The following is a 23,361-nucleotide window of genomic DNA, read 5'->3' as shown; positions in this document are numbered from 1 at the left end:
GATCTCTAGAGACCGAGATAGGCCCGCTTCAGTTCGGCATTCGATTTCAGCTCATGGGCTGGTCCGGAGAGCGTGATCAGGCCGTTCTCCATGATGTAGGCGCGGCCGGCGAGCTCGAGCGACTGCACCACGTTCTGCTCGACCAGCATGATGGCGAGGCCAGAGGCTGCGAGCCGCGCGATCAGCGCGAACATCTCCTCCACCATCAAGGGCGACAGGCCGAGCGACGGCTCGTCGAGGATCAGAAGCTTCGGCTCGCTCATCAGGCCGCGACCGATCGCCAGCATCTGCTGCTCGCCGCCCGAGAGCGTGCCGGCATATTGCCGCGCGCGCTGCTTCAGCTTCGGGAAGGTCGCGTAGACCTGCTCGATCTTCTCGGCCCGGCCGCGCCGCGGCCGGCAATAGGCACCGAGCTCGAGATTCTCGCGCACCGACAGGTTCGGGAAAATCTTGCGTCCCTCGGGCACATGGATCAGGCCGGCGGTGACGATCTCTGGCGCTGCGGCGCGCTCCAGCGCCGCGCCATTGAAGCGGATCGTGCCCGATGTCGCCGGCACCACGCCGGAGAGCACCTTGTTCAACGTGGTCTTGCCGACGCCGTTGGATCCGAGCACGGCGACGACCTCGCCGGCGTTCACGTCGAGGCTGACGCCGCGCAGCACTTCCGTTCCGCCATAGCCGGCGCGGAGATCGCGGATCTCAAGCATGGGCCTGCTCCGCGCGCAGCCGCTCGGCGGCGCCATGGCCGAGATAGGCTTCGATCACCTGCGGGTCCTCGCAGACCGCCTTCGGCTCACCCTGCGCGATCATCCGTCCCTGCGACAGCACATAGACCTTGTCGCAGAGATTCATCACCGCCTGCATGATGTGCTCGATCATCAGGATGGTGACGCCCTGGTCGCGGATGGCGCGCACCAGCGGCAGCACGTCGCGGATTTCCGACGGATTGAGACCGGCCAGCACCTCGTCGAGCAGCAGCAGGCGCGGCTTGGTCGCCAGCGCGCGCGCCACCTCCAGCCGCTTGCGGCCGGCCACGGTGAGATCGGACGACGCCTTGGTCAGATCGGCGCCGAGGCCGACACGATGCGCGATATCCGCCGCCTGCTGCATCGCCTCCCTGGCGTCAGGCGTGTGCAGATAGGCGCCGACCGCGATGTTCTCCTGCACGTTCAGGCCTTCGAACGGCTGCACGATCTGGAAGGTGCGCGCGATGCCCGCGCGCGCCCGAACATGCGGGGCGAGCTGCGTGATGTCGCGACCGTCGTAGCTGACAGAGCCGCCATCGGGCTGCAGGAAGCCCGCGACCATCGCGAACAACGTCGTCTTGCCGGCGCCGTTCGGCCCGATCAGTCCGGTGATCGATCCCTTCGCGACCGAGAGCGAGGCCTGATCGACCGCAACGAGGCCGGAGAAGCGCTTGGTGAGCGTGTTGACCTCGAGCATCACGCCTCCCTCGCCTTGGCCGGCGCCCGCAGCCCGAGACTCTTCATCAGCATCACCAGGCCGTTCGGCGAATAGGCGACCGACAGCACGAGGATGACGCCGAACACCAGCAGGTCCATGCCGGGAATGCCCCCCGACACCATCTTGGTGAGCTCGCCCAGGCCAAGCAGCACGATCGCGCCGAGCAGCGGGCCGATCACGGTGCCAGAGCCGCCGACGATGGCCGCGAACAGCGCCTCGATCGAGATCCAGGAGCCAAACGCGACATTGGCGTCGATGAACAGATAGTTCTGCGCGTAGAGGCAGCCCGCAGCCGCCGTCAGCGCGCCGGAAATTGCGATGGCTTTCATCTTGACCGCGAACACGTCGACGCCCAGGGCCTGTGCCGCCTGCTCGTTCTCGCGCAGCGCCACCAGATAGGCGCCGAAGCGCGAATGCTCCAGCCACCAGCTCACCAGCAGGCCGATCGCGACGAAGCCGAGCGCGATCAGCAGGAAGTAGCGGCGGTCGGCGAATTGCAGATATGGCAGGCCGGTCTGCAGCTTCAGCAGGATGCCGGCCGCGCCGCCGGTGAAATTCGTGCTGTTGGCGAGGATGCGTGCGACCTCGGCGAAAGCGAGCGTGATCAGCGCGAAGTAAGAGCCCTTGAGACCGGAGCGGAAGCTGAGAAAGCCGATGAAAGCGCCGACCAGCGCGCCGAGCGCGATGCCGATCACGAGCGCGATCCACGCATTGACGCCGAAGCGGGTCTGCAGCACCACCATCGCATAGGCGCCGGCGCCGAAGAACGCAGCGTGGCCGAACGACGACAGCCCGGCATAGCCGCCGAGGATGTTCCAGCCCTGCGCCGCCAACGCGATGATCATCATGAAGATCATCAGATTGAGCAGGCTGCCCGAGAGGCCGGCCAACGGGACCACGGCGAGCGCGGCGACGATGATCGCCAGAGTGGAGAGACGCGGCCTGGTCATGCGCGCGCTCCGAACAGGCCGGTCGGGCGCACCAGCAGGGTGACGATGAAGATCAGGAAGATGCCGATCTGGCCGAGGCTGTCGCCGAGAAAGAGACTGGATGCGGCTTCGACGACGCCGATCAGCAGGCCACCGATCAGCGCGCCGGGGATCGAGCCCATGCCGCCGAGCACGACGATGGTGAAGGCGACCAGCACGAAGGCCGCGCCGGTCTTCGGGCTGACGTAGAAGGACGGCATCAGGAGGCCGGCCGCGACCGCGAGACAGGCGCAGCCGATGGCAAAGGTCATGGCGTAGACATGCGGCACGCTGATGCCGACGAGGCTGGCGCCGAGCTTCTCTTTCGCCACCGCGCGGATCGCCTTGCCGATGTCGGTCTGGTGCAGCACCAGCCAGAGCAGGATCGTGGTGGCGATGGTGACGCCGAAGCCGACGACGCGCGGGAACGACAGCAGCAGCGGTCCGAGCTCGACGACCTTGAATGAATAGTCGCTGGTGATCGTGCGCGTGTCCGACTGGAACGCGGCGAGCAGCGCGTTCTCGATGATGATCGACAGACCCAGGGTGACCAGCAGGATGCCGTTGTCCTTGCCGTGGCTGGCCGGGCCGATGATGAAGCGCTGCAGGCCATAGCCGAGCGCGAACATCGCCGGCGCGACAAACAGGATCGCCAGATACGGATCGAGCCCATAGCGCGCGCAGGCGAGCCACACCATGAACATCGCCACCGTCAGCAGCGCGCCGTGGGCGAAATTCACGATATGCAGCACGCCATAGATGAGGGTGAGGCCGAGCGCGATCAGTGCATAGATCGCACCCAGCATCAGCCCGTTCAACAGCGCCTCCACGACGATCTGGGGCGAGTACATCATATCCTCTGGTCGTCGAGAAAGCCCAACGCTTCCTCGGAGTGGCCGGACCAACTCCGGCACTTCGGGGCCTCATGGTTCGAGACGCGCCGCAGAGCGGCGCTCCTCACCATGAGGGTTTGCAGACGAGGCCACATACTCAGTCCTCATCCTGAGGAGCCCGGCGAAGCCGGGCGTCTCGAAGGATGGCCGCATCCACCGTAGCAGGCACGCCAGCTTTCACCGGTGATGAGGCTTACGCGCCTGGACCGATTACCCGTTGATCGGGAACACCGGCTTGGCGTCGGCATACTCGGCCGGGTAGATCACCTTGATGTCCTTGCCCTGCACCTGCGTGTTCAAGGGCAGCGCGCTCGAATTCTGGCCCTTGGCGTCGAACTTGGTCTTGCCGTAGGGCATGATGCCGCTGTCGAATTCGTTCGCTGCCAGGGCTTCGATGATCTTGGCGCGATCGGCGCTGCCGGCCTTCTCGACGGCCTGGGCAAATACCTTCACCAGCGAGTAGTTGATCGGCGTGTTGTAGGCGTAGAACTTGCCCGCGGCGGTGACCGTCTCGCGCAGCTTGGCCGTGATCGGGCTCTTGGGATCGCCCCAATGGTTGCAGTCCATCACGCCCTGGGCGGCCTCGGGGAATTCGTTGACGAAGCGGTAGCTCGAGGCGGCGCCGCCGAACACGGCGTAGATGCCCTTCGGCCGCACGCGTTGCTGCTGCAGGGTGCGGGCCATCAGCACGAACTCGTTGAAATAGTGCGACGGCACGATCAGGTCGGGATTGAGCGCACGCAGCCGCAGCACGACGTTGGTCATGTCGCGCGCCGGCGTCGGATGGGCGATGGTCTCGACGATCTGGAAGCCGAGCGGCGGCAGCTTCTCCTGCATGATCTTGGCGAGGCCCGAGCCGAACAGGCCATCCTCGTGCACGATCGCCACCGTCTTGATCGGCTTGCCTGCGTCGTCGTTGAGCTTGACGAGGTTCTTCAGCGCGACCGCGGTCGCCATGCTGAAATTCGGATTGAAGCGGAAGGTGTTCTTCAGCCCGCGATCGGTGATGGTGTCGGCCACGGCGCAGTCGACCACGAACGGCAGATCATAGCGCGCCGCGGTCTGGGTCGCGGTCAGCGTGATGCCCGAGGCAAAGCCGCCGAGCACGGCGGCGACGCCGGCCGACTGCAGCTCCTCGGTCGCCTGCGCGCCGGCTTCGGCATTGGAGCGGCTGTCGCCGATCACGAGCTCGAGCTTGGCGCCGCCGAGCGCCTTGATGCCGCCGGCGTCGTTGATCTCCTTGATCGCGAACTCGGCGCCGATCTTGGCGAGATCACCATCGAGCGCGAAGGCGCCGGAGATCGGCTGCAGCAGGCCGACCTTCACCGGCGCCGGCTCCGCGCGGAGAAGGCCGGGCGCCGCCAGCATCGAGGTGAGTGCGACACTGCTCTTGAGCACGGTGCGGCGTGACAGTGACTTCTGATGACGCGTCATGACTTCCCCACTTTCCTGACTGGCGGCCGCCGGCGCGGGCGCTCCCTGCGGTACACCTCGGCGGTCGGGCTCCAGTGCCGGTGCCCTTCGTCGCCCGTCCGTTCGAGGTTCATCTGCAATGTGTAGCGGTCGGGCCGGTAGAGCGCCTGCAAATGCTCCATCGGCTGCCCGTCCTTGCCGTAGACCGTGCGGCGCAGTGCCACGAGCGGCATCCCGACATCGACGTCGAGCGCTTCCGCCACATCAGGACCCGACAGCACCGCGCTGATCTCCTGGCGCGCCGAAGCGCTGGTGCGCCCCGAGCGCTCGATCAGTTCCAGCAGCGGCATACGCGCGAGATCCTCGCGCGAATAGCTGCGGCCGATGTGCTCAGGCACATGGGCGATGAGATAGGAGAACGGCACGCCATCGACGAGGCGGACGCGTATCGAGCGCTGCGAGCGCTCATCGGACGCGAGCTGCAGCGCCTCGCGGATCTGGTCCGGCGGATTGACGTAGTCGAACGACAGCAGACGAACGTCGGTCGTCCGCCCCATCTCGATCAGATGCGCGAACACATTGGCGACATCGGCCAGCACCGTGCGCACCTTCGAAGCCGGGCGATGCACGAAGGTGCCAAGCCCGCTCTTCTTCTGAATAAGATCCTCGGATGCGAGCAGGTCGAGCGCCTGGCGGATGGTGACGCGGGAGACGTTGTGCTCTTCGGCCAGCGCGAACTCGCCGGGCAGCCGCTCGCCGGACGCAAGCTCGCCGGACGCGATCTTGTCCTTCAGCAGCAGGTAGATCCGTCGTGCCTTCAGTGGCTCGGACGCGGTTCGCAAGGCGGGTGGCCCCGTGAATTTCGAGCTATCTTGCTTTCAATACAGTAGGTGTATAGAAAATATGACAGCTGCGGTCAACGGGCTCCGGCGCCGCCAGATCGAGGCAAGGATCAAGCCACCAATTGAGCCATGGGTGGCTTGCCGGGAGGATCACGCGATTTGTCGCAGCATCAGCCATATGCACAGGCCCTGAGCCCGCTCGACGTCGGCACCCTGCGCTTCCGCAACCGCATCTTCGTTCCCGCGCATACGACGAATTTCGGCGAACAGCGTCTGCCGAGCGCGCAGCACCTCGCCTATCACCAGGCCCGCGCGCGCGGCGGCGTCGGCGCCATCATCTTCGAATCCATCCGCGTGCACGCCAATTCGCTCGGCCGGCCGCAGGCGGTGTGCGGCTTCGATCCTGCGTGCATCGATCCGTTCCGACGCATCACCGATGCGGTGAAGGCGGAAGGCGCCTGCATGCTCGGCCAGATCATTCATCTCGGACGGCAGGTCGAGGGCGATTTCGAGCGCACGGTGGCGTGGGGCGCCTCAGCCGTGCCGTGGGCGATCTCGGCGCTGCCGCCGCGGCCGATGGACGAATTCGACATGGAGGAGGTGATCGAGGGCCACCTCGTCACTGCGCGCAATCTCGTCGCCGCGGGCTTCGACGGCATCGAGCTGCAGATGGCGCACGGCCATCTGCTGCAGCAATTCATGTCGCCGCTGTCCAACAAGCGCGATGACGACTATGGCGGCTCGCTGGAAAACCGGCTGCGCTTTCCGACCCGCGTGCTCGCGGCGCTGCGCGCCGAGCTCGGCGCCGGCTTCTGCCTCGGCATCCGCGTCAGCGGCGACGAGTATGCCGAGGGCGGGCTCGGGATCGACGAAGCCGAGCGCCTCGTGCCGATGCTGGCGCGGCAGACGAAGATCGATTTCGTCAACGTCTCGCATTCGGCCTATGTCGCGAGCTATTCGCTGGCGACGCAGATGGCCGACATGGCGTTCGATCCGGCCCCGTTCCGGACCCTGCCTGCACGCATCCGCCGCGAGCTACGGGCGGATGGATTCGACACGCCGGTGTTCGCCGTGTGCCGCTTCACGGAACTCGAAGAAGCCGACGCCGTGATCGCGAGCGGACAGGCCGATGCCGTCGGCATGGCCCGCGCGCATCTCGCCGAACCGGCGATCGTCAGGAAATCTATCGAGGGCCGCCTCGATGAGATCCGCCGCTGCATCGGCTGCAACCAGGGCTGCGCCGGCATGCTGGAGCGGAACCTGCCGATCCGTTGCCTGATCAATCCGATCGCCGGGCTCGAAGGCCGGTTCGAGGAACCCGAAGCGCTGCCGCGTGCTGCGACAAAGACGATCCTCGTCATCGGCGGCGGTCCTGCCGGGCTCGAGGCGGCGCGTGTCGCCGCCGCGCTCGGTCATGCCGTGACGCTGTGGGAGCGCATCGATCGGCTCGGCGGCCAGTTGCAAACCGCCTGGCTGATGCCGAAGCGTGCCAACTTCAAGACGTTCGTCGATTTCCAAATCACGGCGCTGGCACGGCTCGGCGTCCGCGTGGTCTTCAACAAGACGGCCGTTGCTGCTGACACCGAGGCCTTCGGCGCCGACCGCATCATCCTGGCAACAGGCTCGACCACGACGGCGATGGCCATCGCCGGCAACGGGCCGGTGTTCACCCTGCCCGATGCGCTGCAGGCGCCGGACAGGCTCGGCGCTTCGATCGCCGTGTTCGACCGCACCGGCGAATGGGGCACGCTGTCGGCGCTGGAGCATTTCGCCGATCTCGGCAAGGCCGTGACGCTGTTCGTGCCGGCCACGAACTACGCCTGGCGCACCACCGTCTACTCGACGCTCGCCAACAGCCGTCGTCTGCGCGAACGCAAGGTCCGGATCGCGACACTCCGCGCGGTGCGGTCGTATGACGGCGAGGCGCTGGAGGTCGAGGATCTCTCGACCGGTGACGTCGCACGCCTGACCGGTTTTTCGGCCCTCGTCGCCGTGGACCACAACAGCGCCGACCAGTCGCTTTACCTCGCCTTGCGGCGCGCCGGGCTGCCGGTGATGCAGGTCGGCGACAACAACGCGCCGCGCACGGCGCTGGAGGCGGTCTATCAGGGCCACATGGCGGCCCGCGCTCCCTTCCCTGCGGCGTCGGGGATCACGACAAGAGGATCGCGCGTTGACGACGGGATCGACTGAGGATTCGAGCGCATGACAAGTGGAGCGCGGCAGCCGCGAACGCTGTTCGACAAGGTCTGGGATGCGCATGTGGTGACGCGCCGCGAGGACGGCGCGGACCTGCTGTTCATCGATCGCCATCTGGTGCATGAGGGCTCGTTCCACGCCTTCAACAAGCTGAAGGACAAGCGCGCGAAAGTGCGCCGGCCCGATCTCACCATCGGCGTCGCCGATCACTATGTGCCGACGCGCACGCGAATCCTCGGCGAGATTGCCCCTGACATCGCCGGCATGATCCGCCAGCTCGACGACAATTGCCGTGCCCATGATATCCGCATCTTCGGCTTCGACGATCCGCGCCAGGGCATCGTCCACGTGGTCGGGCCCGAGCAGGGCCTCACTTTGCCCGGCCTCACCATGGTGTGCGGCGACAGCCACACCTCGACGCACGGCGCGTTCGGCGCGCTGGCGTTCGGCATCGGCGCCTCCGAGGTCGCGCATGTGCTGCTGACGCAGTGCCTCTGGCAGAAGCGGCCGAAGCGGATGCGCATTACGGTCGACGGTGCCACTGCGCCCGGGATCACCGCCAAGGATATCGCGCTGTCGATCATCGCGCGGATCGGCGCTGATGGCGCGCAAGGGCATGCGATCGAATATGCGGGATCGGCCATCCGCGCGCTGTCGATGGAGGGACGGCTGACGCTGTGCAACCTCTCGATCGAGAGCGGCGCCCGCTGCGGCATGATCGCGCCCGACGAGACCACCTTCGCCTATGTCGAGGGACGGCCGCTCGCGCCGGCGGGCGAGATGTTCGAACGCGCGGTCGCCGCGTGGCACGACCTCGCCAGCGACGCCGACGCGGCGTTCGATCGCGCGATCCTGCTCGATGGCAGGGACATTGCGCCGACGGTGACCTGGGGGATCAGTCCCGAGGATGCGCTGCCGATCGGTGCGTCCGTGCCCGATCCGGCTGCGATCGATGATGCGTCACGCGCGAGCCATGTCCGCGAGGCGCTGGACTACATGGGACTGACGCCGGGCCAGGCGCTCGCCGCGATCAGGATCGATCGCGTCTTCATCGGCTCCTGCACCAACAGCCGCATCGAGGATCTGCGCGCGGCGGCCCACATTCTCGACGGCCGCAAGGCGCGCGTGCCTGGGCTGGTGTCGCCCGGCTCGCATCTCGTCAAGCAGCAGGCGGAACAGGAAGGGCTCGATCGCATCTTCACCGACGCCGGTCTCGACTGGGTCGGCTCGGGCTGCTCGATGTGCGTCGGCATGAATGGCGATCTCGTGCCTGCGGGCGAGCGCTGTGCCTCGACGACGAACCGCAATTTCAAGGGCCGCCAGGGTCCCGGCGCGCGCACGCACCTGATGTCGCCGGCGATGGCCGCGGCTGCCGCGGTCACCGGTCATCTCACAGATGTGCGCACGATGTTGAGGAGCGGGGCATGACGCCGTTCGACATCATCACGACGACCGCCTGCGCGCTACCGCTCGCCAGTATCGACACCGATCAGCTGATTCCGGCGCGCTTCATGAAGCGCTCGCGCGCCGATGGCTATGGCCAGTATCTGCTGTATGACATGCGGTTCGATGACAACGGCGAGCCGCGGCCAGACTTTCCACTCAACGCAGCGGGCGCGCAGGAGGCTGCGGTGCTGGTCGCGCGGCGCAATTTCGGCGCCGGCTCCTCACGTGAGGCGGCAGTCTACGCACTGGCCGATTTCGGCTTCCGCTGCGTGATCGCGCCGAGCTTCGGCGACATCTTCGCGTCGAATGCGGTGAACAACGGAGTGCTGCCGGCGAAAGTCAGCGAGGCCGATGCGGAGGAAATCCTGACGCTGCTGCAGACGACGGGCGCAGATGTCACGGTCGATCTCCGCGACAGCCTGATCCGATTGGGTAACCGGACGTTTACCTTCTCGGTCGATCCGATCTGGCGGACCAAGCTGCTCAATGGCTGGGACGACCTCGACCTCACGGCGTCGTTGACGGGCGATATCGCAGGCTTCGAACAACAAGACGCCGCCGCACGCCCCTGGGTGCAGCTCCAGGGCCGCGATTGATCTGACCCACCTCCAAAAGAAAGAGGCCGCCAGCACGTCTAGTGCAGGCGGCCCAAGTCCAGGGAGGAAACGCCCCAAGAAGGGCTGAATTGGGTTTACTGGATCAGGCGATTCGTGGGTATCCGGTTGATACCGGAGGTTGCGCTCCGGCTACCGGGTTCCGATCCCGCCTGAGATACCTCTGCGAGATACCTCCGTCCTGCCATCAGGCGGCCTGACGCTGCTCGTGCTCGACGAACGCCATCGTGACCTTCTCGACATTGGCATCGATCCAGTCCGCCATCCGCTCCTCTTCCTGCAGCGACTTCTCCAGCGGACCGCGCGCTTCCTCGACACCTGCGATACGGCACAGCGCCAGCAGCGACTTGTAGGCCGCGATCTCGAAATTCTCGAACGCATTGTTGGCAAAGGTGTTCTTGAGAATCTCGTCGCCGGACATCGCGTGTCCCATGGCCATCAGGTTGCCCATCACCGATTGCGTCGTGTCCTTGACGGTCGAGCTGCTTTCGCCGCAGGCACTGAGGCATTGCTCGAGTCGCTTCAGCTGCTCCTTGGTCTCCAGCAGATGCGTCTGCAGCCGGGCCTTGACCTCCGGATAGTCGTCCATCCGCTCGGACTGCCGTTCCATCAACTCGCGCGCCTGGATCTCCATGGCATGCGCATTGCGCAGGCCGAGGATGAAAATATCTCGTGCTTTACTCATAGGTTGTTCCTGTCCCGGTGATGGGCGAAGGCACCATCATTGTCGGCACAACCGTCCGCTGCGCTCAAACGTTCCAAACCACCGGAGGTCTCGTTGCCGCGGGTCTTGTTGTTCGCAAAACGACCTGCTTGGAACGCCCTTTCGACGTCGACCTTCACCGGCGCAGGTAGCGGCACGAGGCGCGCAGAAGATCGGAATCAGAATCGGACCCGTTCGACAAGCAGCCGGCCGGGACTTCGCGCGGGACCATCGACAGGCAGTTGGAACAGCAGAAGACGCGCGGTGGCAACCGATCCCGTCTCAGCCCTGCATGAACATCAACAATCAAAAGGCGACTCGACCGGCAATAACAAGTGCTCGTGGGCGGCAACAAGCCGCCGTGATCAACGCCACATCGTCGGCGTGGCGAGAGGCCGCTTATGACGGCCGCCCTTGGACATCTTGCTGCGACCATCGGCAGCGGGATTCGTCTCCGGCTCGATCGCAGGCGACTGGTCGAGCTGGATCAGTGCCCCTGAAGCGGCTTGCGTCACGGAGGCCAACTCACCGTTCCCGCCGGGCGGGTCGGAACTCGGCTGAATACTCGGTTGGTCAGCGGGGTCGTGCATGCGGCAGCTCCGAGCCCTGAAGCGGCATTTACTAATCTCCTTGGAGATTAGGCGACATCAACTGCGTTAATCCATGCGCGATCTCGCCGCTCCCCGGCCTGATTCGACTGGAACGTGGCGGATCGTGGGTTCCATGCCACCTGTTCGTGGCTGCTCGATGACGGCTTCTGCGCTGCAAACTGATCGTGATCGCGCGCCAATGTCAGCTGCTGGGTGTCGCGACGCGGTCGAGCAGCGCAGCACAGTACGAATGCCGTCATAGAAGCAGTCGATCGTCACGTTCTCGTTGGGCGCATGATTGGCCGCGTCGGCATTGGCATAGGGAATCACGAAGGCCGGCACACCGGGATCTTGGTGAACACGTAGTCCGGCAGGCTGCCGCCCGTGCAGGGAATTCCAGCGGCGTCACACCCTGGGCAAGCGCGATCGCATCGCGGACGATCGCGGCGAACGGCGTGTCGAGCGGAACGCGTGACGGCAGCATGCCTCCGCGCGGGCTGAACTCGACTGCGCGCGCATGCCTCTTTTCATGCGCCTCGACCTATGCCGGCGTCATCGCCTCGACGCGACAATGTCGCACGTCACGAACACGGCGTGAGGCAGCACTGTCTGGGCCCGCCATGGAAGCCGTGATGATGACGTCGGATGGAAACATCAGCCGCTCGCATGAGCCACGCTCGGCCAGCGCATCGAGCCGGGTGAGACCGAGGCTCGCCTTGGCAGCATCGAGATCGAGCAGCAGACGCGCAACCGCTGCGAGATCCAGGGCGGCCGGCGGCACGATCGCATCGTGCACGCCGGCACTCGTGATCTCACCGGCGGCAGTCTTCATCGTCCCCTAACCGATGTACCAGCGCCCCGATCGGGTTCGGCACGATGCGATGAGCAGGCCGTGGTTCGTTGCGCCGATTGGGTCGAAGGCACCCTTGGCTCGGGCCAACTCCCACTGCAACGAGGTACGCGGCGGCGGGATGCACTACGGATAGCCCGTTTGCAAATCCCGCAACAACGTGTCCCGCGAACTATCTGTGCGGATCTGGAAAGACGAGGCTCCGCCAGCCGCCGCGGTCGAACGGCTGCCATTGCCCTTCCGGCTGGGCCAGCCGGTCTGCGACCGCGAACACCGCCGCTGGATGATGGCCCATCCCGCAATGGCTGCTTTCAACCTCAATGCTTTCCGAAATTGTCGAGTTGTTCTCCTTACAGCCCTGCCAGGCGCAGATACCATCCGAGCGGCTGAAGATCGCCGTCGTCGGCACCGGGGGCGGATCCGACAAAGCCCCGCCAAAACGCAGATCCTCCTCGTCGGCGCGCCGGCCGCTCGCCATCTCGTAGACGCGCCAGGCGTTGGTCGATTTGGGTGAACCAGCAAACGGGCTGCCGAGCGTGATCACGCTGCGCACCCGGTCCGGCATCACCTTGGCGAGCTGACGGGCATAGAGCCCGCCAAGGCTCCAGCCGACGAGCGAGATCTTGCGGCCATGGTGGTCGCTCATCTGCTCCACGAGGTCGACCATGGCCTGCTGTACACCCGGACGGAGGCCGAGATTGCGGCCCTGCTGCCAACCGCTCGCGGCGTAACCCTTGCCGTTCAGGAAGCTGCGCAGCGGCCGGGTCGACATATCAGAGGCAACGAGGCCCGGCAGGACAAGCACAGGATGCCCGTCGCCCCGCGGCGCCATGCTGAGCAACGGCAGGGCCGCGAGAAATGCCCCCAACTCAGGCAAAGCCCGCCCCTCCAAGAGCATCAGGGCCTCCGACGGGGGACGCAAAGCGTGGGCGGATGCGGACATGCTGTTCCTCTCTCATGCTGTGCGTGGACACTGCGCAGGCAGGCGCGATCTTTCCGCAATGCAGCGAATCTATTGGTTAGTTAATAAGTCAACCCCGCGCATTCAAGCTTCTCAGGCCCGGCCCGACAAGAGGCAGAGTCGAGATCACGGGCTTCTGTAGTGAAACGGTCACAACAAGCGCAGCACGAACTCAGCGGTATAAAGCGCAAGTCCGGCAAGGCCGCCGATCAGCGAACCGTTGAAGCGGATGTACTGCAGGTCCTTGCCGATATTCAGCTCGATCACAGAAATGAGCTGGTCCATGTTCCAGGACTTGACCTGGTCGGAGATGAATGTCGATACGCCGCGCTTCTGATCGGAGATGAAGGTCTGGAGCACGGTGACCAGGCCCCGATTGATCTCGCCGCGCAGTTCGGCATCGCCAGCCAGAGCCTCGCCCGCGCTGACGAACATCTCGGCGAGATGATGCCGCAGCACGTGCGTCTCGCCGCTCGCGCTGCGCTCGATGAAGGCGCGCGTGTTGGACCACACGCTTTGCGCGAGCTCGCCAAGCTCCGGGCGCGCCAACAGGTCGCGCTTCAGTGCGTCGATGCGCCCGGCATAGGCGGGGTCCGTGCCGAGTCGCTCCACGAAGGACAACACCATGCGATCGAACTCGCCGCGGAACGCATGATTGGGATCGCCGCGAACCTCCTCGAAGAAAGCGCTGGCTGACGCCACGATCTTGTTCATCAGGAACTTGTCGGCGCGATAGAGCCGCAGCAGAGTCGGCAATTCGGCCCTGATCTTGGCGCGGATCATCGCCACGGTCCCATCCTGTGTCAGCGTCTCGTGGATGACACGCAGGAAGTCGTCGAACAGCACTTGGTGCCGCCCCTCCTGGACGAAGGCACGCAGCGTGCCCGCGGCGAGCGGCGCCAGATTGATCGCCTGCAGCTGGCTGTTCAGGCGGCGGATGATGAAGTTCTTCAGCCCCGATGTTTCGGTCGCCGAGACCGCCTCGGGCAAGAGGCGCAGCGCAAAGCGCGCGAGGTCGTCGCTGCGTTTGCGATCGCGCAGCCAATCGGCGATGAAGGAGCCGAAATCGATCTCGCGCAACTTGGCCTCGACCGGGGCCTGCTCGAGAAAATGCACCTCGATGAACTCGCCGAGCTTGTCGGCGATGCGGTGCTGATTGCTCTGGATGATCGCCGTGTGCGGGATCGGCAATCCGAGCGGATGGCGAAACAGCGCCACGACGGCGTACCAGTCGGCAAGGCCGCCGATTGCTGCGGCCTCGGCGAAGGCGGCGACGAAGCCGAACGCCGGATGCGCGCCGATCAGAGACTTCGAAATCGCAAACAGCGCCAGCGCGCCGACCAGCACCAGTGTCGCTTGCGTCTTGACACGCCTGAGCTCGGCGGCGCGGGCGGCGTCGCCGGGCATGTCGAGTGAAAAAGAGCCGGTCTTCATCAACCAGAGCTATGCGGCCGTGCCGTAAAGAGAAGGCCCGCAAAACGCGAGCCTCCGGCGCCTCACTATCAGGACCGCTCAGGCGGTCTTGCGGACGACCTTCGAGAGGTTGTCTTGCGCGGCCTTCGCACCATTGGCAACCAGCTTCCCAAAATACTCAGTGGTCGACTTCGCGCGGTTGACGAGCACTTCGCCGTGCGCGCGCGCCAGATCGGACTGGATCTGCACGACTTCGCCGAGCGACCTGGCGGAAGCCAGCTTGTCGATGCCGGCAAACAGGGCCTCGGCGTCCTGGTACAGCGCCTGCTGGATGTTGCGGCTGACCTTCGCCACCTCGCTGACGGAATCGGACACCGCCGTCTCGATCACGGCCGTCACCTTCTCGGAGCCGGCATACGCCTCGGCAGCACGTTCCTTGGCGGTGTTGGCGGACTTCTTGACGAACTCGCGGGCAGCTTCGGGGAGTTCCAGGTTCTGAAGGCTCGTGAACGCTTCGGTCACAGGAGCAAAGGCTTCCTTGACGCTGTCGCGCAGATTGTGGGTTTCGGTGGTCATTGGCGTCTCTCCATCCTCTTGAGAGCTATGGGGCTCACCCCGTCCGGATTGGCCCGGGGCGACGTCTTCATACGATGAACGATGGTGCAGTGCAACATTAATGTTGCACTGCGATATCACGGACTCGTGAAAATAGGAAAGCGCTGAACTCACCTTCCCCCAGGCTCAATTCCGCACCCCTCCTGGAACTCCATAGGCCTCCAACTGGGCCCGAACCCGGGCGACGTCGTGCCCGAAGACGACGATGTCGTGCGTCTTGCCCGCGACATCGCGAACCTGGTCGCGCAACAGCCCCTCGGCGCGAAAGCCGAGGCTCTCGAACAGCGCAATCGCCCCGCGCTGGTCCACCGTCATCTGGACGGTGAGCTTTTCCAGACCGGCTTCGAGGGCGAGCGCGAAGGTCTCCTGCGACAGCGCCCGCCCGACCCCCTGCCCCCGTGCATCTGACGAGACCACCATCCGGATCTCGCCGACATGGGGCGACCAGGAATGCGGATCGCAAACCACGGCACTGCAGCCGACCACCTGGCCACCCCGGATCGCGAGGAGGCTCGTGATCTGCCCGCGCTCGATCTCGGCAATCCAGGCCGACAGCACCTTGGGCTCGCTGATGTTGCGCGGCAGGAACAAAAGGTCATGGCTCGGCAGCGTCCGGGCGAAATCGAGCACCGCGGCCTCATCGGCGCGCGACATCAGGCGCAATTCGATGTCGCCGACATCTGTCGTGACGCAACGGGGATAGGATCGCGCTTCACTCATGTGGATCGTCCACCCAGCCAGGAGTCCAGTTTGGGCCACAGCCGCCGGACGGCATTGGCGCCGGCGACGAGAGACACGTGGCCGCCCTTCAGGATCACCTCTTCCTTGTCGGTCGATCCGACCTTGGGGATGAGATGCCTTGCCGCTTCATACGGCACGATATGGTCGTGCTCGGCCACCGCGTGCAGGATCGGCACGCGGATCTCGGCGAGATCACATCGATGCCCGCCGACCGACATCGTGCCGTTGTAGAGCTTGTTGTCCCACATCAGGTCCTTGGTGATCGCGCGGAAATACTCGCCGGCGAGCGGCAGCGTGTCGGTCGCCCAGCGGTCGAACATGCGGTAGGACTTCACGTAATCGTCGTTCCAGATGTTTTCCCACAACTGCACCTGGCTGACCGCGCGCGAGGCCGGACGCAGCATTTCGAACGAGGAGAAGATGATTTCCGGGGGCACGTTGCCGATGGAATCGACGAGATGATCGACGTCGAAGTAGCGGCGATCCGAGAGGTTCTGAAACAGCGTCATCTCCCGGAAGTCGATCGGCGTGGTGAAGCAGATCAGATTCTTCATCGGCCCGTCGTGGAAGATCGAGGCATAGAGCAGCGACAGCACGCCGCCGAAACAGTAGCCGATGACCGTGACATCGTGCTCGCCGGAATCCTCCTGCACGCGGCGGACGCAATAGGGAATGAAATCGAGGACGTAGTCCTCCATCCGCAAGCCCTTCTCCTCCGGCTTGGGCGCAGCCCAGTCCAGCATGTAGACGTCATAGCCGCGCTTGAGCAGAAACTCGATGAAGCTCTGACCCGGCACCATGTCGAGGATGTAGCCGCGATTGGTGGTCGCCATCACGATCAGGATCGGCACGCGGTAGATCTCGTCGGCCTGCGGGCGATAGTGATAGAGACTCATCGTCCCGCGCACGCTCAGGACGTCCTTCGGCGTCGAGCCCAGCGTGGGACCCGAGGTCGTGAAATACTCCACGCCCTTGATGCTGCGCTGGATCGCGCGCTGCACCTCGGTCTGGATCCGCTCCGGAATGGAGGCCAGCTGGTCGAAGGGGGCGGACGCGTTCATGTCTGCTCTCCGGGCGGTCGCCTCGTGCGCGGCGGACGTGGCGACGGCGGCAGCCCCGCGCTCTGCGCGCCGGCTGCCGCGCCAGGCTGCATCAGCAGCGATTTGATCTCGGCGAGCTGCGCCTCGATCGACTGCAGGCGCACAGCCATGTCGACCATCTGGGCCCGGGTCGGCATGTTCAGTCCGCCGAGATATTTTTCCATCATCTCGGACATCTGCTTCTGCGCGCCCGCCGAAGCCCCGCCGGCCTGGTTCATGGCCTTGCTGAATTCGGGCGAGGATACGGCCTTGCTCGCGAACGCATTGAAGCCCTTCTCCATCTCGCCGAGCATGGTTTGCCACAGCGCCAATGGATCGTTGCCTTTGTCAGCCATAAGTTCCTCCGCAAAAATCAGGCAATTTCCGCTCACAGCCGCGCTGACATACCCGGCAGTCGAGCTACCCCCCGGCCCAGACGTCGAGCACGTAACGGTTTTTCGCGCCGAGATCGGCGATCCAGTTCGCTGCCGCCTCCGCATCGGATCCGGTGCAGTCGCGATGGATCTGGATCAGCGTCGCCTTGACGTCCGGCTCCATCTTCGAGCCGTCGCCGCAGACGAAGATGACCGCGCCTTGCTCGATCAATTCCCAAGCCCGCGCCTTCTGGGCGGCGAGCAGGTGCTGCACATAGGTCTTCGGTCCATCTCCGCGCGAGAAGGCCGTGAACAGCTCGCAGATGCCGCCGTCCGCGAACGCCTTGAGCTCATCGGCGTAGAGGTAGTCCTGCTCGGGATGGCGGCAGCCGAAGAACAGCATCGCAGGCCCCAGCGACCTCCCGGCCGCCTTTTGCGCGGCGCGCTCCTGCAGGAAGCCGCGGAACGGCGCCAGCCCCGTGCCCGGTCCGATCATGATGATCGGCGCTTGCGCGTCCTCAGGCAGATGGAAGCCGGCCTTGGTCTCGCGCACGGTGGCGAACACGCTCTCTCCCTCGCGACGCGAGGCGAGATAGTTGGAGCAGACGCCATTGTAGAGACCGCGGCCTGATAACGCCGGTCCCGCGACGACGCCGACGGTGACACTGCAGCGCGACGGATCGCCCGATGGCGAAGACGAAATCGAGTAGTAGCGCGGTGCCAGCAGGCTGAGCATTTCGAGGTAGGAATGGAACGGCAGCTCGCAGGCAGGAAACTCCTCGAGCAGATCGTACACCGATTTGCGCTTGGCGAGGATCTCGGCGCGATAGCGTTCGCCGGATTCGGCATCGTCGCCGAGGTAAGCGACTAGCTTCGGCCTGGTCACCGGGCAACGAGTATGCTCCGACATGATCTGGATCTGCTTACGCGTCGCGACCTGCTGCAACTCGACGAAATCGGTCAGCAGCCGACCGACCGACACGGCTTCCCCGGCCGGCAGCTGCGCACGACGGCCCTCGGCGACCCGCAGGCGGATCTGGTCGGCTGGCGAAAAGCCGAAGCGGCGCGCCACCCGGTCGACCAGTGTGGGATCGTTGCGTGGCACCACGCTCAGATGGTCGCCGACGCGATAGCTGGCACCCGCCGGCAATCGCACCTCGATGTGCCGCGTCGAGCGCTCTGACGGATTGGCACCCGACCTGCTCTGCAGCTCGCGATTCACCAGAATCGCCATCGGCGCCGCACCGCCGAGCGCCGCCACCGCGCCTGCCGCCGTCGGCGCCACCGGCTCCACGGAATAGAGCGGCGCATCCTCTGCGCTGCGGCTGAAGCCGGTGTCGAGGCCGAACTCCTTGACGGCGGCGGCGCCCAGCGCCGCGAACCAGGTCTCGAACTCGCCGTCGAGGTCGCTCCGCGCATCGCCCTCGCCGCGCTGATGGACGCGTTTGGCCCCGTGCGCCGCCAGCGCATCGTCGATGAAGCGCGGCACCGACTGATAGGTCGCGGTCCAGTCGCGGTTGCCGCAGCCGAACACGGCATAGCGCAGGCCCGCGAACGCATCCGGCGCCAGCTCACCTTGCAGCCAGCCCACGAACTTCCCGGCGTTGTCGGGCGGCGCTCCGTTGTAGGAGGCGCAGAAGATCAGCACGCCGCCGTCTTTCGGCAACTGGCCGGCGAATTCGTCGAGCGGGGCAAGCCGCGTCGCGAAGCCGTTGACCTCGGCGAGATCGGCAACGCGCGTCGCCATGTCCTCGGCGGTGCCGAGGTTGGAGCCATACAGCACCAGAAGCGGCGTGTTGTGCCCCGGCCGCGCCCGTTCGCGCGGTATCGTCGCGCCGGGCGCTGCGGCACCCGTGCCCACTGAAGGATGAGTGCTGCGATCACGGTCGCCGCGCGGGCGCACCTTGATCCTGAAGCCCTCCGGCTTCATCGTCAGCGTCTCCTTGAGATGAAGCTGGTAACGCTGATGATCGATCAGCCTGAAGCGCTGCAGGATCATGCCGAGCGCGAGCGCCGCCTCGTGCATGGCGAAGCCGCGGCCGATACAGGCGCGCTGGCCGTTGCCGAACGGCTTCCACGCATTGGCCGGGCGCTTGGCCTCCGCGTCCGGGCTGAAATTCTCGGGATCGAACGCATCTGGATTGGGTCCCCAGACGCTGGGATCGCGATGCAACGCGGTGACGAGGACGGTGATGAAGGTCCCCTTCTTGAGCTTGTACTTTCCGCCGATCATCTCATCCTGCAGCGGCGCGATGCCGTAGGCCGGCGCAGGCGGCCACAGCCGCAATGCCTCCTTCAGGATCTGCGTGATGTAGGTGAGTTGCGTGACCTGCTGATAGGTCGGCTTGGCATCGATCTCGGGGCCAAAGACGCGATCGACCTCGTCATAGGCCTTCTTCAGGACCTCGGGGTGTTTCAGCAGGGCATAGATCGTATAGGACAACAGGCCGCTGGTGGTCTCGTGGCCGGCGATCAGAAACGTGTTGATCTGGTAGCGGATATTGACGTCGTCGAGCTGCTCGCCGGTCGTGCGGTCGACGCCGCTCATCATCGCGTTGAGCATGTCCTTCTTGGCGTCCGCGGACGCTGCGCCCGCTTCGGCGTTCTTGCGCCGCTCGGCGACGATCTCGTCGACCATCTTGTTCATGAACGCGACGTCCTCGGCGAGCACGGTGCGCCGCCGTTGCATCCACAGATGCTCCAGCGGCAGGCCGCGGGTCATCATGATGGTCTCAAGCGAGCGGACCAGCCCTTCCACGAACGGGTGGTAGTCGCGCCGGTAGAACGAGTTGAAGCGGTAGTCGAAGCCGCACAGGCCGATGGTGTCGAGTGTCAGGGCCGTCATGTCGTGGACGACGTCGATCTCCTCGTCGGCGTTGAGGCGCTCCCACTTCTTGACGAGTTGCTCGGCGATATCGACCATGCTTCCGTGATAGGACTGCATGGCGCGGTTGCCGAACGGCTGCAGCAGGATGTTGTGCGCCTTGCTCCAGTTCGGCTCCTTGGTGTCGGCCGTGAACAGGCCGTCGCCCCCGATCGCCCGCACCCGCCGCAGCGCGCCGCGGACCACCTTGTCGAAGCGCTTCTCGTCTGAGAGTTCATCGACCAGATCATAGCCGGAGACGATCACGATCGGCGAGCCCATCATGTCGAGCCAGAAGATCGGCCCGTACTCCTTGGCGAGCCGGGTCAGATGCTGCACCGGCGCATTCGCGTCGAGCGACAGCATGTTGCCGACAACGGGCCTGGCCGGCGGCTGCGGGATCGGACTCAGTCTGTTGCTGGATGGCATTGCCGCTTTCGGTCCCTCATCTTTGCCGTTCCGGAGCGCGCAGCGCGAACTCGGAATCAATAACCACAGGCCATTGTTGCTGGCATCCTATTCACGATCTCTCGCGGATGCGCACTCGGAGCTTCGCGCCTCATCCGAACCGGCGACGCCGCCATTCGATCAGCTTGGCCGAGACCTCCTCCGGCTGCTCCTGCTGCGTCCAGTGGCCGCTGTCCTTTACGAGGTATTTTTCCAGGTCGGGCACGATCTTCTCCATGCCGTCGGTGGCCGAAGGCGGCAGCACGTGATCGTTCTCGGCCATGATCATGAGCGACGGCACTCGCACGGTCTGGTCGAGCCCCGCCGAGCGCTCCCAGTTGCGCGTGAAGTTGCGGTACCAGTTGATGCCGCCGGTGAAGCCGGTGCGCGTGAAGGTGTCGACGAAGACCTTCTTTTCCTCGGCCGACAGGATCGGCGTGCGCGGGTCGTGCCTCGCATCATAGTTGGCGATCATCTGCGGAAAGGCGAGGTTGAGCCGCGGCGAGGCGCCGACGCCGGCCACCGGCGGTTCGGGCGGCGCATTGTCGCTGCGCGGCGCTGGCTTGCGCATGAAGGCGTCGAAGGTCTGCTCGACGCGGCCATCGAAGATCTTATCGGCCGCGCGCGATGGGTCCTGGAACTGCACGATATACATATGCTCGCCGAAACGCTGCCGGAACAGCTCGATCGGATCGACCGGCGCGCGCGGCAGATGCGGAGTGTTGACCCCGACCACGCCCGCAACCCGCGCGGGATGCCGCAACGGCATCTGCCAGACGATGAAGCCGCCCCAGTCGTGGCCGACGAAGATCGCCTTGTCGATCTCGAGATGGTCGAGCAGCCCGACGAGGTCGCCGGTCAGATGCTCCATGTCGTAGTCCTCGACCGCCTCGGGCCGATCGGTCGCCCCATAGCCGCGCTGGTCCGGCGCGATCACGCGCAGGCCGGCCTCGCTCAAGGCCTTGATCTGATGGCGCCAGGAGAACGCCAGCTCGGGCCAGCCATGGCAGAGCACCAGCGGCGGCATATCGGTTTTCGGGCCCGCGTCGTAATAGCCCATGCGAATGCCGTTGACGGCGGCAAACTGCAGCGGGGGCATGTCGATCATGATCAGTTTCTCCACTCAATCACGCGAAGAGTTTCTCTTTCCGTTCGGGCCCAGCTCACCTCTCCCCACTTCCGGGAACAGATCATCGCGCTGTTGCGCGCCGGATGAGGAGAGCTCTTCACGACCGCGCTCTCCGAAAATTCCTTCATGCCGTCCCTCGCCTTGCAGGCGGGGGAGCGTACCACCGATGCCACCCAGCCAAGCCAACTCAAGTTGACGCTCGAACGGCTAGTTCGCCCCGTTCTTGCTCGGCGCCGGTGCGAACGCCTTGTCCAGCTGCTCGAATTCCTCGGGCAGCATGTCGCACAGCACCTCCACATGCGGAATGATGTTGGCGCCCGCGATGAACCCGAAATCGAGCTGGTCGCGATAGCTCTGCACCGTAATGTTGAGCGCGAGGCCATGGGCCGAGATCGAGACCGGAAAGATGTGCAGGAGCTCGGCACCGGCGGCATAGAGCGTCTGCCGCGGCCCTGGCACGTTGGAAACCGTGATGTTGGCGGCCGGCGGCAGCACGTCGGACAGGCTGGAGCGGCTGTAGAGCAGCGCCAGAATCTGCACCAGGATCGGAGTGCCGAGCATGGAGATGTTGGAAACCTGCGGCATGAAGGCGCGTAGCGGGTGTGACATCTCCTTCGACTTGGTCGACTGCGCGATGATGGTCTGCAGCCGCTCGCGGGGATCGGCGATATCGGTGGCAATGCCGCAGATCATGCCGAACACCTGGTTGTTTGACTCGGTGTTGCCCTCCTCGCGCAGCGATATCGGCACCGCAGCGGTCAGGGATTTCTGCGGCAGAGCCCCGTGCTCGTCGAGATAGCGCCGCACCACGCCGGAGGACAGCGCCAGCACCACGTCGTTGAGCTTGCCCCCCGCCCGCTTGGCGAGCGCCTTGGCCCGCGACAGCGAGATCGAGGCGCCGGCAAAGCTGCGCTCCGAGGAGATCGACTTGTTCAGGATGGAGGGCGGCGAAGCGATGCTGGCCAGACTTTGCCGAGATGCGGGATCGGAGACCTTGCTGACCACCTCCGATACGCTTTTCATCATCGAGGGGATGCTGCCGGCGAGACGCACCGCGCTCTCGATCTGATACATGGCGTTGTCGAACAGGATCGAGCCGATATCGCTCCTGCCCGAGCGCGGCAGCTCGATGCCCTTGGCGACGGCGGCATCGAGCGGCTGCTTCCACAGCTGGGTGTAGGCGTCGAGGAGGGTGGCCGCGATGTCACGCGGCTCCTGCCCGGCCTTTTGCTTCGCGGTCGGCGGATCAACTTGCCGCGGCACAGGCGTCAGGTCGTAGATCATGTTGGTCAGCGCCGCGCCGGCACCGCCGTCGATGCAGGCGTGGTGCATCTTGGAGTAGAGCCCGACCTCGTTGTCCTTCATGCCCTCGAAGACGTAGAACTCCCACAGCGGGCGAGCGCGGTTCAAGAGCTTGGCATGCATCCAGCCGACGATGCGCTCGAGGGTTGCCCGATCGCGCGGCTCCGGCAGGCTGGCGCGGAAGATGTGGCGGTCGATGTCGAACTGGTCGTCCTCGACCCAGGAGGGGTGATCGATGTCGAGCGGCGCCTTCTCGAGACGCACCTTGAGGATCGGGGCAAGGTGCAGCCGGGACGCGATCATCGCCTTGAACTGCTCGAAGAAGTCGCCCTTGTGGTCCTCGGGCAGGCGGAAGATCGCCATGCTGCCGACATGCATCGGCATCTCTGGTGTCTCGAGATACAGAAACGATGCGTCCAGCGATGACAGTTTCTTGCCGTCACCCATGTAATCCT

20 protein-coding genes are annotated in these 23,361 nt (G+C 65.2%); 3 read left to right on the top strand and 17 right to left on the bottom strand.

Going from position 1 to position 23,361, the window contains the following annotated elements; translation table 11 throughout:
- Positions 1–5 precede the first annotated feature (5 nt).
- The 6 genes from QQL87_RS10900 to QQL87_RS10875 all read right to left on the bottom strand — a co-directional run bounded on the left by QQL87_RS10900 (position 6) and on the right by QQL87_RS10875 (position 5,580).
- Positions 6–707, bottom strand: coding sequence for an ABC transporter ATP-binding protein (locus QQL87_RS10900; RefSeq protein ID WP_284417538.1), 702 nt, complete (start codon positions 705–707; stop codon positions 6–8).
- On the bottom strand, positions 700–1,443 hold the full coding sequence (locus QQL87_RS10895; protein ID WP_284417537.1) for an ABC transporter ATP-binding protein: 744 nt from the start codon (positions 1,441–1,443) through the stop codon (positions 700–702). Before QQL87_RS10895 ends, QQL87_RS10900 begins: the two co-directional genes overlap by 8 nt.
- The gene (locus tag QQL87_RS10890) at positions 1,443–2,414 is read right to left on the bottom strand and encodes a branched-chain amino acid ABC transporter permease (RefSeq protein WP_284417536.1); all 972 of its coding nucleotides are present in this window, start codon (positions 2,412–2,414) and stop codon (positions 1,443–1,445) included. The genes QQL87_RS10895 and QQL87_RS10890 overlap by 1 nt, the downstream gene beginning before the upstream one ends.
- Entirely contained in the window at positions 2,411–3,283 is an 873-nt protein-coding gene (locus tag QQL87_RS10885) for a branched-chain amino acid ABC transporter permease (protein ID WP_284417535.1), read from the bottom strand. The genes QQL87_RS10890 and QQL87_RS10885 overlap by 4 nt, the downstream gene beginning before the upstream one ends.
- Positions 3,284–3,535: 252 nt before the next feature.
- Positions 3,536–4,759 (bottom strand): ABC transporter substrate-binding protein, encoded by a 1,224-nt coding sequence (locus QQL87_RS10880; RefSeq protein WP_284417534.1) that lies wholly within the window; start codon positions 4,757–4,759, stop codon positions 3,536–3,538.
- Positions 4,756–5,580 (bottom strand): GntR family transcriptional regulator, encoded by an 825-nt coding sequence (locus QQL87_RS10875; RefSeq protein ID WP_284417533.1) that lies wholly within the window; start codon positions 5,578–5,580, stop codon positions 4,756–4,758. The genes QQL87_RS10880 and QQL87_RS10875 overlap by 4 nt, the downstream gene beginning before the upstream one ends.
- Positions 5,581–5,739: 159 nt before the next feature.
- On the opposite strand from QQL87_RS10875, the gene QQL87_RS10870 reads away from it, so the two are divergent.
- From QQL87_RS10870 to leuD, 3 genes are read left to right on the top strand one after another with little or no spacing between them, the layout of a single operon-like run.
- A complete protein-coding gene (locus QQL87_RS10870) occupies positions 5,740–7,773 on the top strand; it encodes an oxidoreductase (protein ID WP_284417532.1) in 2,034 nt (677 codons plus the stop codon).
- 12 nt (positions 7,774–7,785) lie between these two features.
- The gene (leuC, locus tag QQL87_RS10865) at positions 7,786–9,207 is read left to right on the top strand and encodes a 3-isopropylmalate dehydratase large subunit (protein ID WP_284417531.1); all 1,422 of its coding nucleotides are present in this window, start codon (positions 7,786–7,788) and stop codon (positions 9,205–9,207) included.
- Complete coding sequence (gene leuD, locus QQL87_RS10860) at positions 9,204–9,821, top strand: 3-isopropylmalate dehydratase small subunit (RefSeq protein ID WP_284417530.1); 618 nt, start codon at positions 9,204–9,206, stop codon at positions 9,819–9,821. Before leuC ends, leuD begins: the two co-directional genes overlap by 4 nt.
- 205 nt (positions 9,822–10,026) lie before the next feature.
- On the opposite strand, the gene QQL87_RS10855 is transcribed toward leuD, so the two are convergent.
- The 11 genes from QQL87_RS10855 to QQL87_RS10805 all read right to left on the bottom strand — a co-directional run bounded on the left by QQL87_RS10855 (position 10,027) and on the right by QQL87_RS10805 (position 23,353).
- Positions 10,027–10,524 (bottom strand): ferritin-like domain-containing protein, encoded by a 498-nt coding sequence (locus QQL87_RS10855; protein ID WP_284417529.1) that lies wholly within the window; start codon positions 10,522–10,524, stop codon positions 10,027–10,029.
- A 1,149-nt stretch (positions 10,525–11,673) separates the two neighbouring features.
- Positions 11,674–11,964, bottom strand: a complete 291-nt coding sequence (locus QQL87_RS10850) for a hypothetical protein (RefSeq protein WP_284417527.1) — start codon at positions 11,962–11,964, stop codon at positions 11,674–11,676.
- Positions 11,965–12,154: 190 nt separating this feature from the next.
- Positions 12,155–12,925 carry an esterase/lipase family protein gene (locus tag QQL87_RS10845; protein WP_284417526.1) on the bottom strand — a complete coding sequence of 257 codons (771 nt, stop codon included), beginning with the start codon at positions 12,923–12,925 and terminating at the stop codon, positions 12,155–12,157.
- Between the two features lie 168 nt (positions 12,926–13,093).
- The gene (locus QQL87_RS10840) at positions 13,094–14,377 is read right to left on the bottom strand and encodes a DUF445 domain-containing protein (protein WP_284417525.1); all 1,284 of its coding nucleotides are present in this window, start codon (positions 14,375–14,377) and stop codon (positions 13,094–13,096) included.
- A 78-nt stretch (positions 14,378–14,455) separates the two neighbouring features.
- On the bottom strand, positions 14,456–14,932 hold the full coding sequence (locus QQL87_RS10835) for a phasin family protein (protein WP_284417523.1): 477 nt from the start codon (positions 14,930–14,932) through the stop codon (positions 14,456–14,458).
- A 165-nt stretch (positions 14,933–15,097) separates the two neighbouring features.
- Complete coding sequence (locus tag QQL87_RS10830) at positions 15,098–15,691, bottom strand: GNAT family N-acetyltransferase (protein WP_284417522.1); 594 nt, start codon at positions 15,689–15,691, stop codon at positions 15,098–15,100.
- On the bottom strand, positions 15,688–16,773 hold the full coding sequence (locus QQL87_RS10825; protein WP_284417521.1) for a PHA/PHB synthase family protein: 1,086 nt from the start codon (positions 16,771–16,773) through the stop codon (positions 15,688–15,690). Before QQL87_RS10825 ends, QQL87_RS10830 begins: the two co-directional genes overlap by 4 nt.
- Positions 16,770–17,147 (bottom strand): poly(R)-hydroxyalkanoic acid synthase subunit PhaE, encoded by a 378-nt coding sequence (locus tag QQL87_RS10820; protein WP_284417520.1) that lies wholly within the window; start codon positions 17,145–17,147, stop codon positions 16,770–16,772. Before QQL87_RS10820 ends, QQL87_RS10825 begins: the two co-directional genes overlap by 4 nt.
- A 64-nt stretch (positions 17,148–17,211) precedes the next feature.
- Positions 17,212–20,457 carry a bifunctional cytochrome P450/NADPH--P450 reductase gene (locus QQL87_RS10815; RefSeq protein ID WP_284417519.1) on the bottom strand — a complete coding sequence of 1,082 codons (3,246 nt, stop codon included), beginning with the start codon at positions 20,455–20,457 and terminating at the stop codon, positions 17,212–17,214.
- A gap of 130 nt (positions 20,458–20,587) precedes the next feature.
- On the bottom strand, positions 20,588–21,583 hold the full coding sequence (locus QQL87_RS10810; protein WP_284417518.1) for an alpha/beta fold hydrolase: 996 nt from the start codon (positions 21,581–21,583) through the stop codon (positions 20,588–20,590).
- A gap of 228 nt (positions 21,584–21,811) precedes the next feature.
- Positions 21,812–23,353, bottom strand: coding sequence for a WS/DGAT/MGAT family O-acyltransferase (locus QQL87_RS10805; RefSeq protein ID WP_284417517.1), 1,542 nt, complete (start codon positions 23,351–23,353; stop codon positions 21,812–21,814).
- Positions 23,354–23,361: the final 8 nt, after the last annotated feature.

Origin of the sequence: Bradyrhizobium sp. SSBR45G (genome assembly GCF_030159255.1) — a bacterium.
Lineage (GTDB): Bacteria > Pseudomonadota > Alphaproteobacteria > Rhizobiales > Xanthobacteraceae > Bradyrhizobium.
This window is presented reverse-complemented; position numbering and strand designations above follow the sequence as displayed.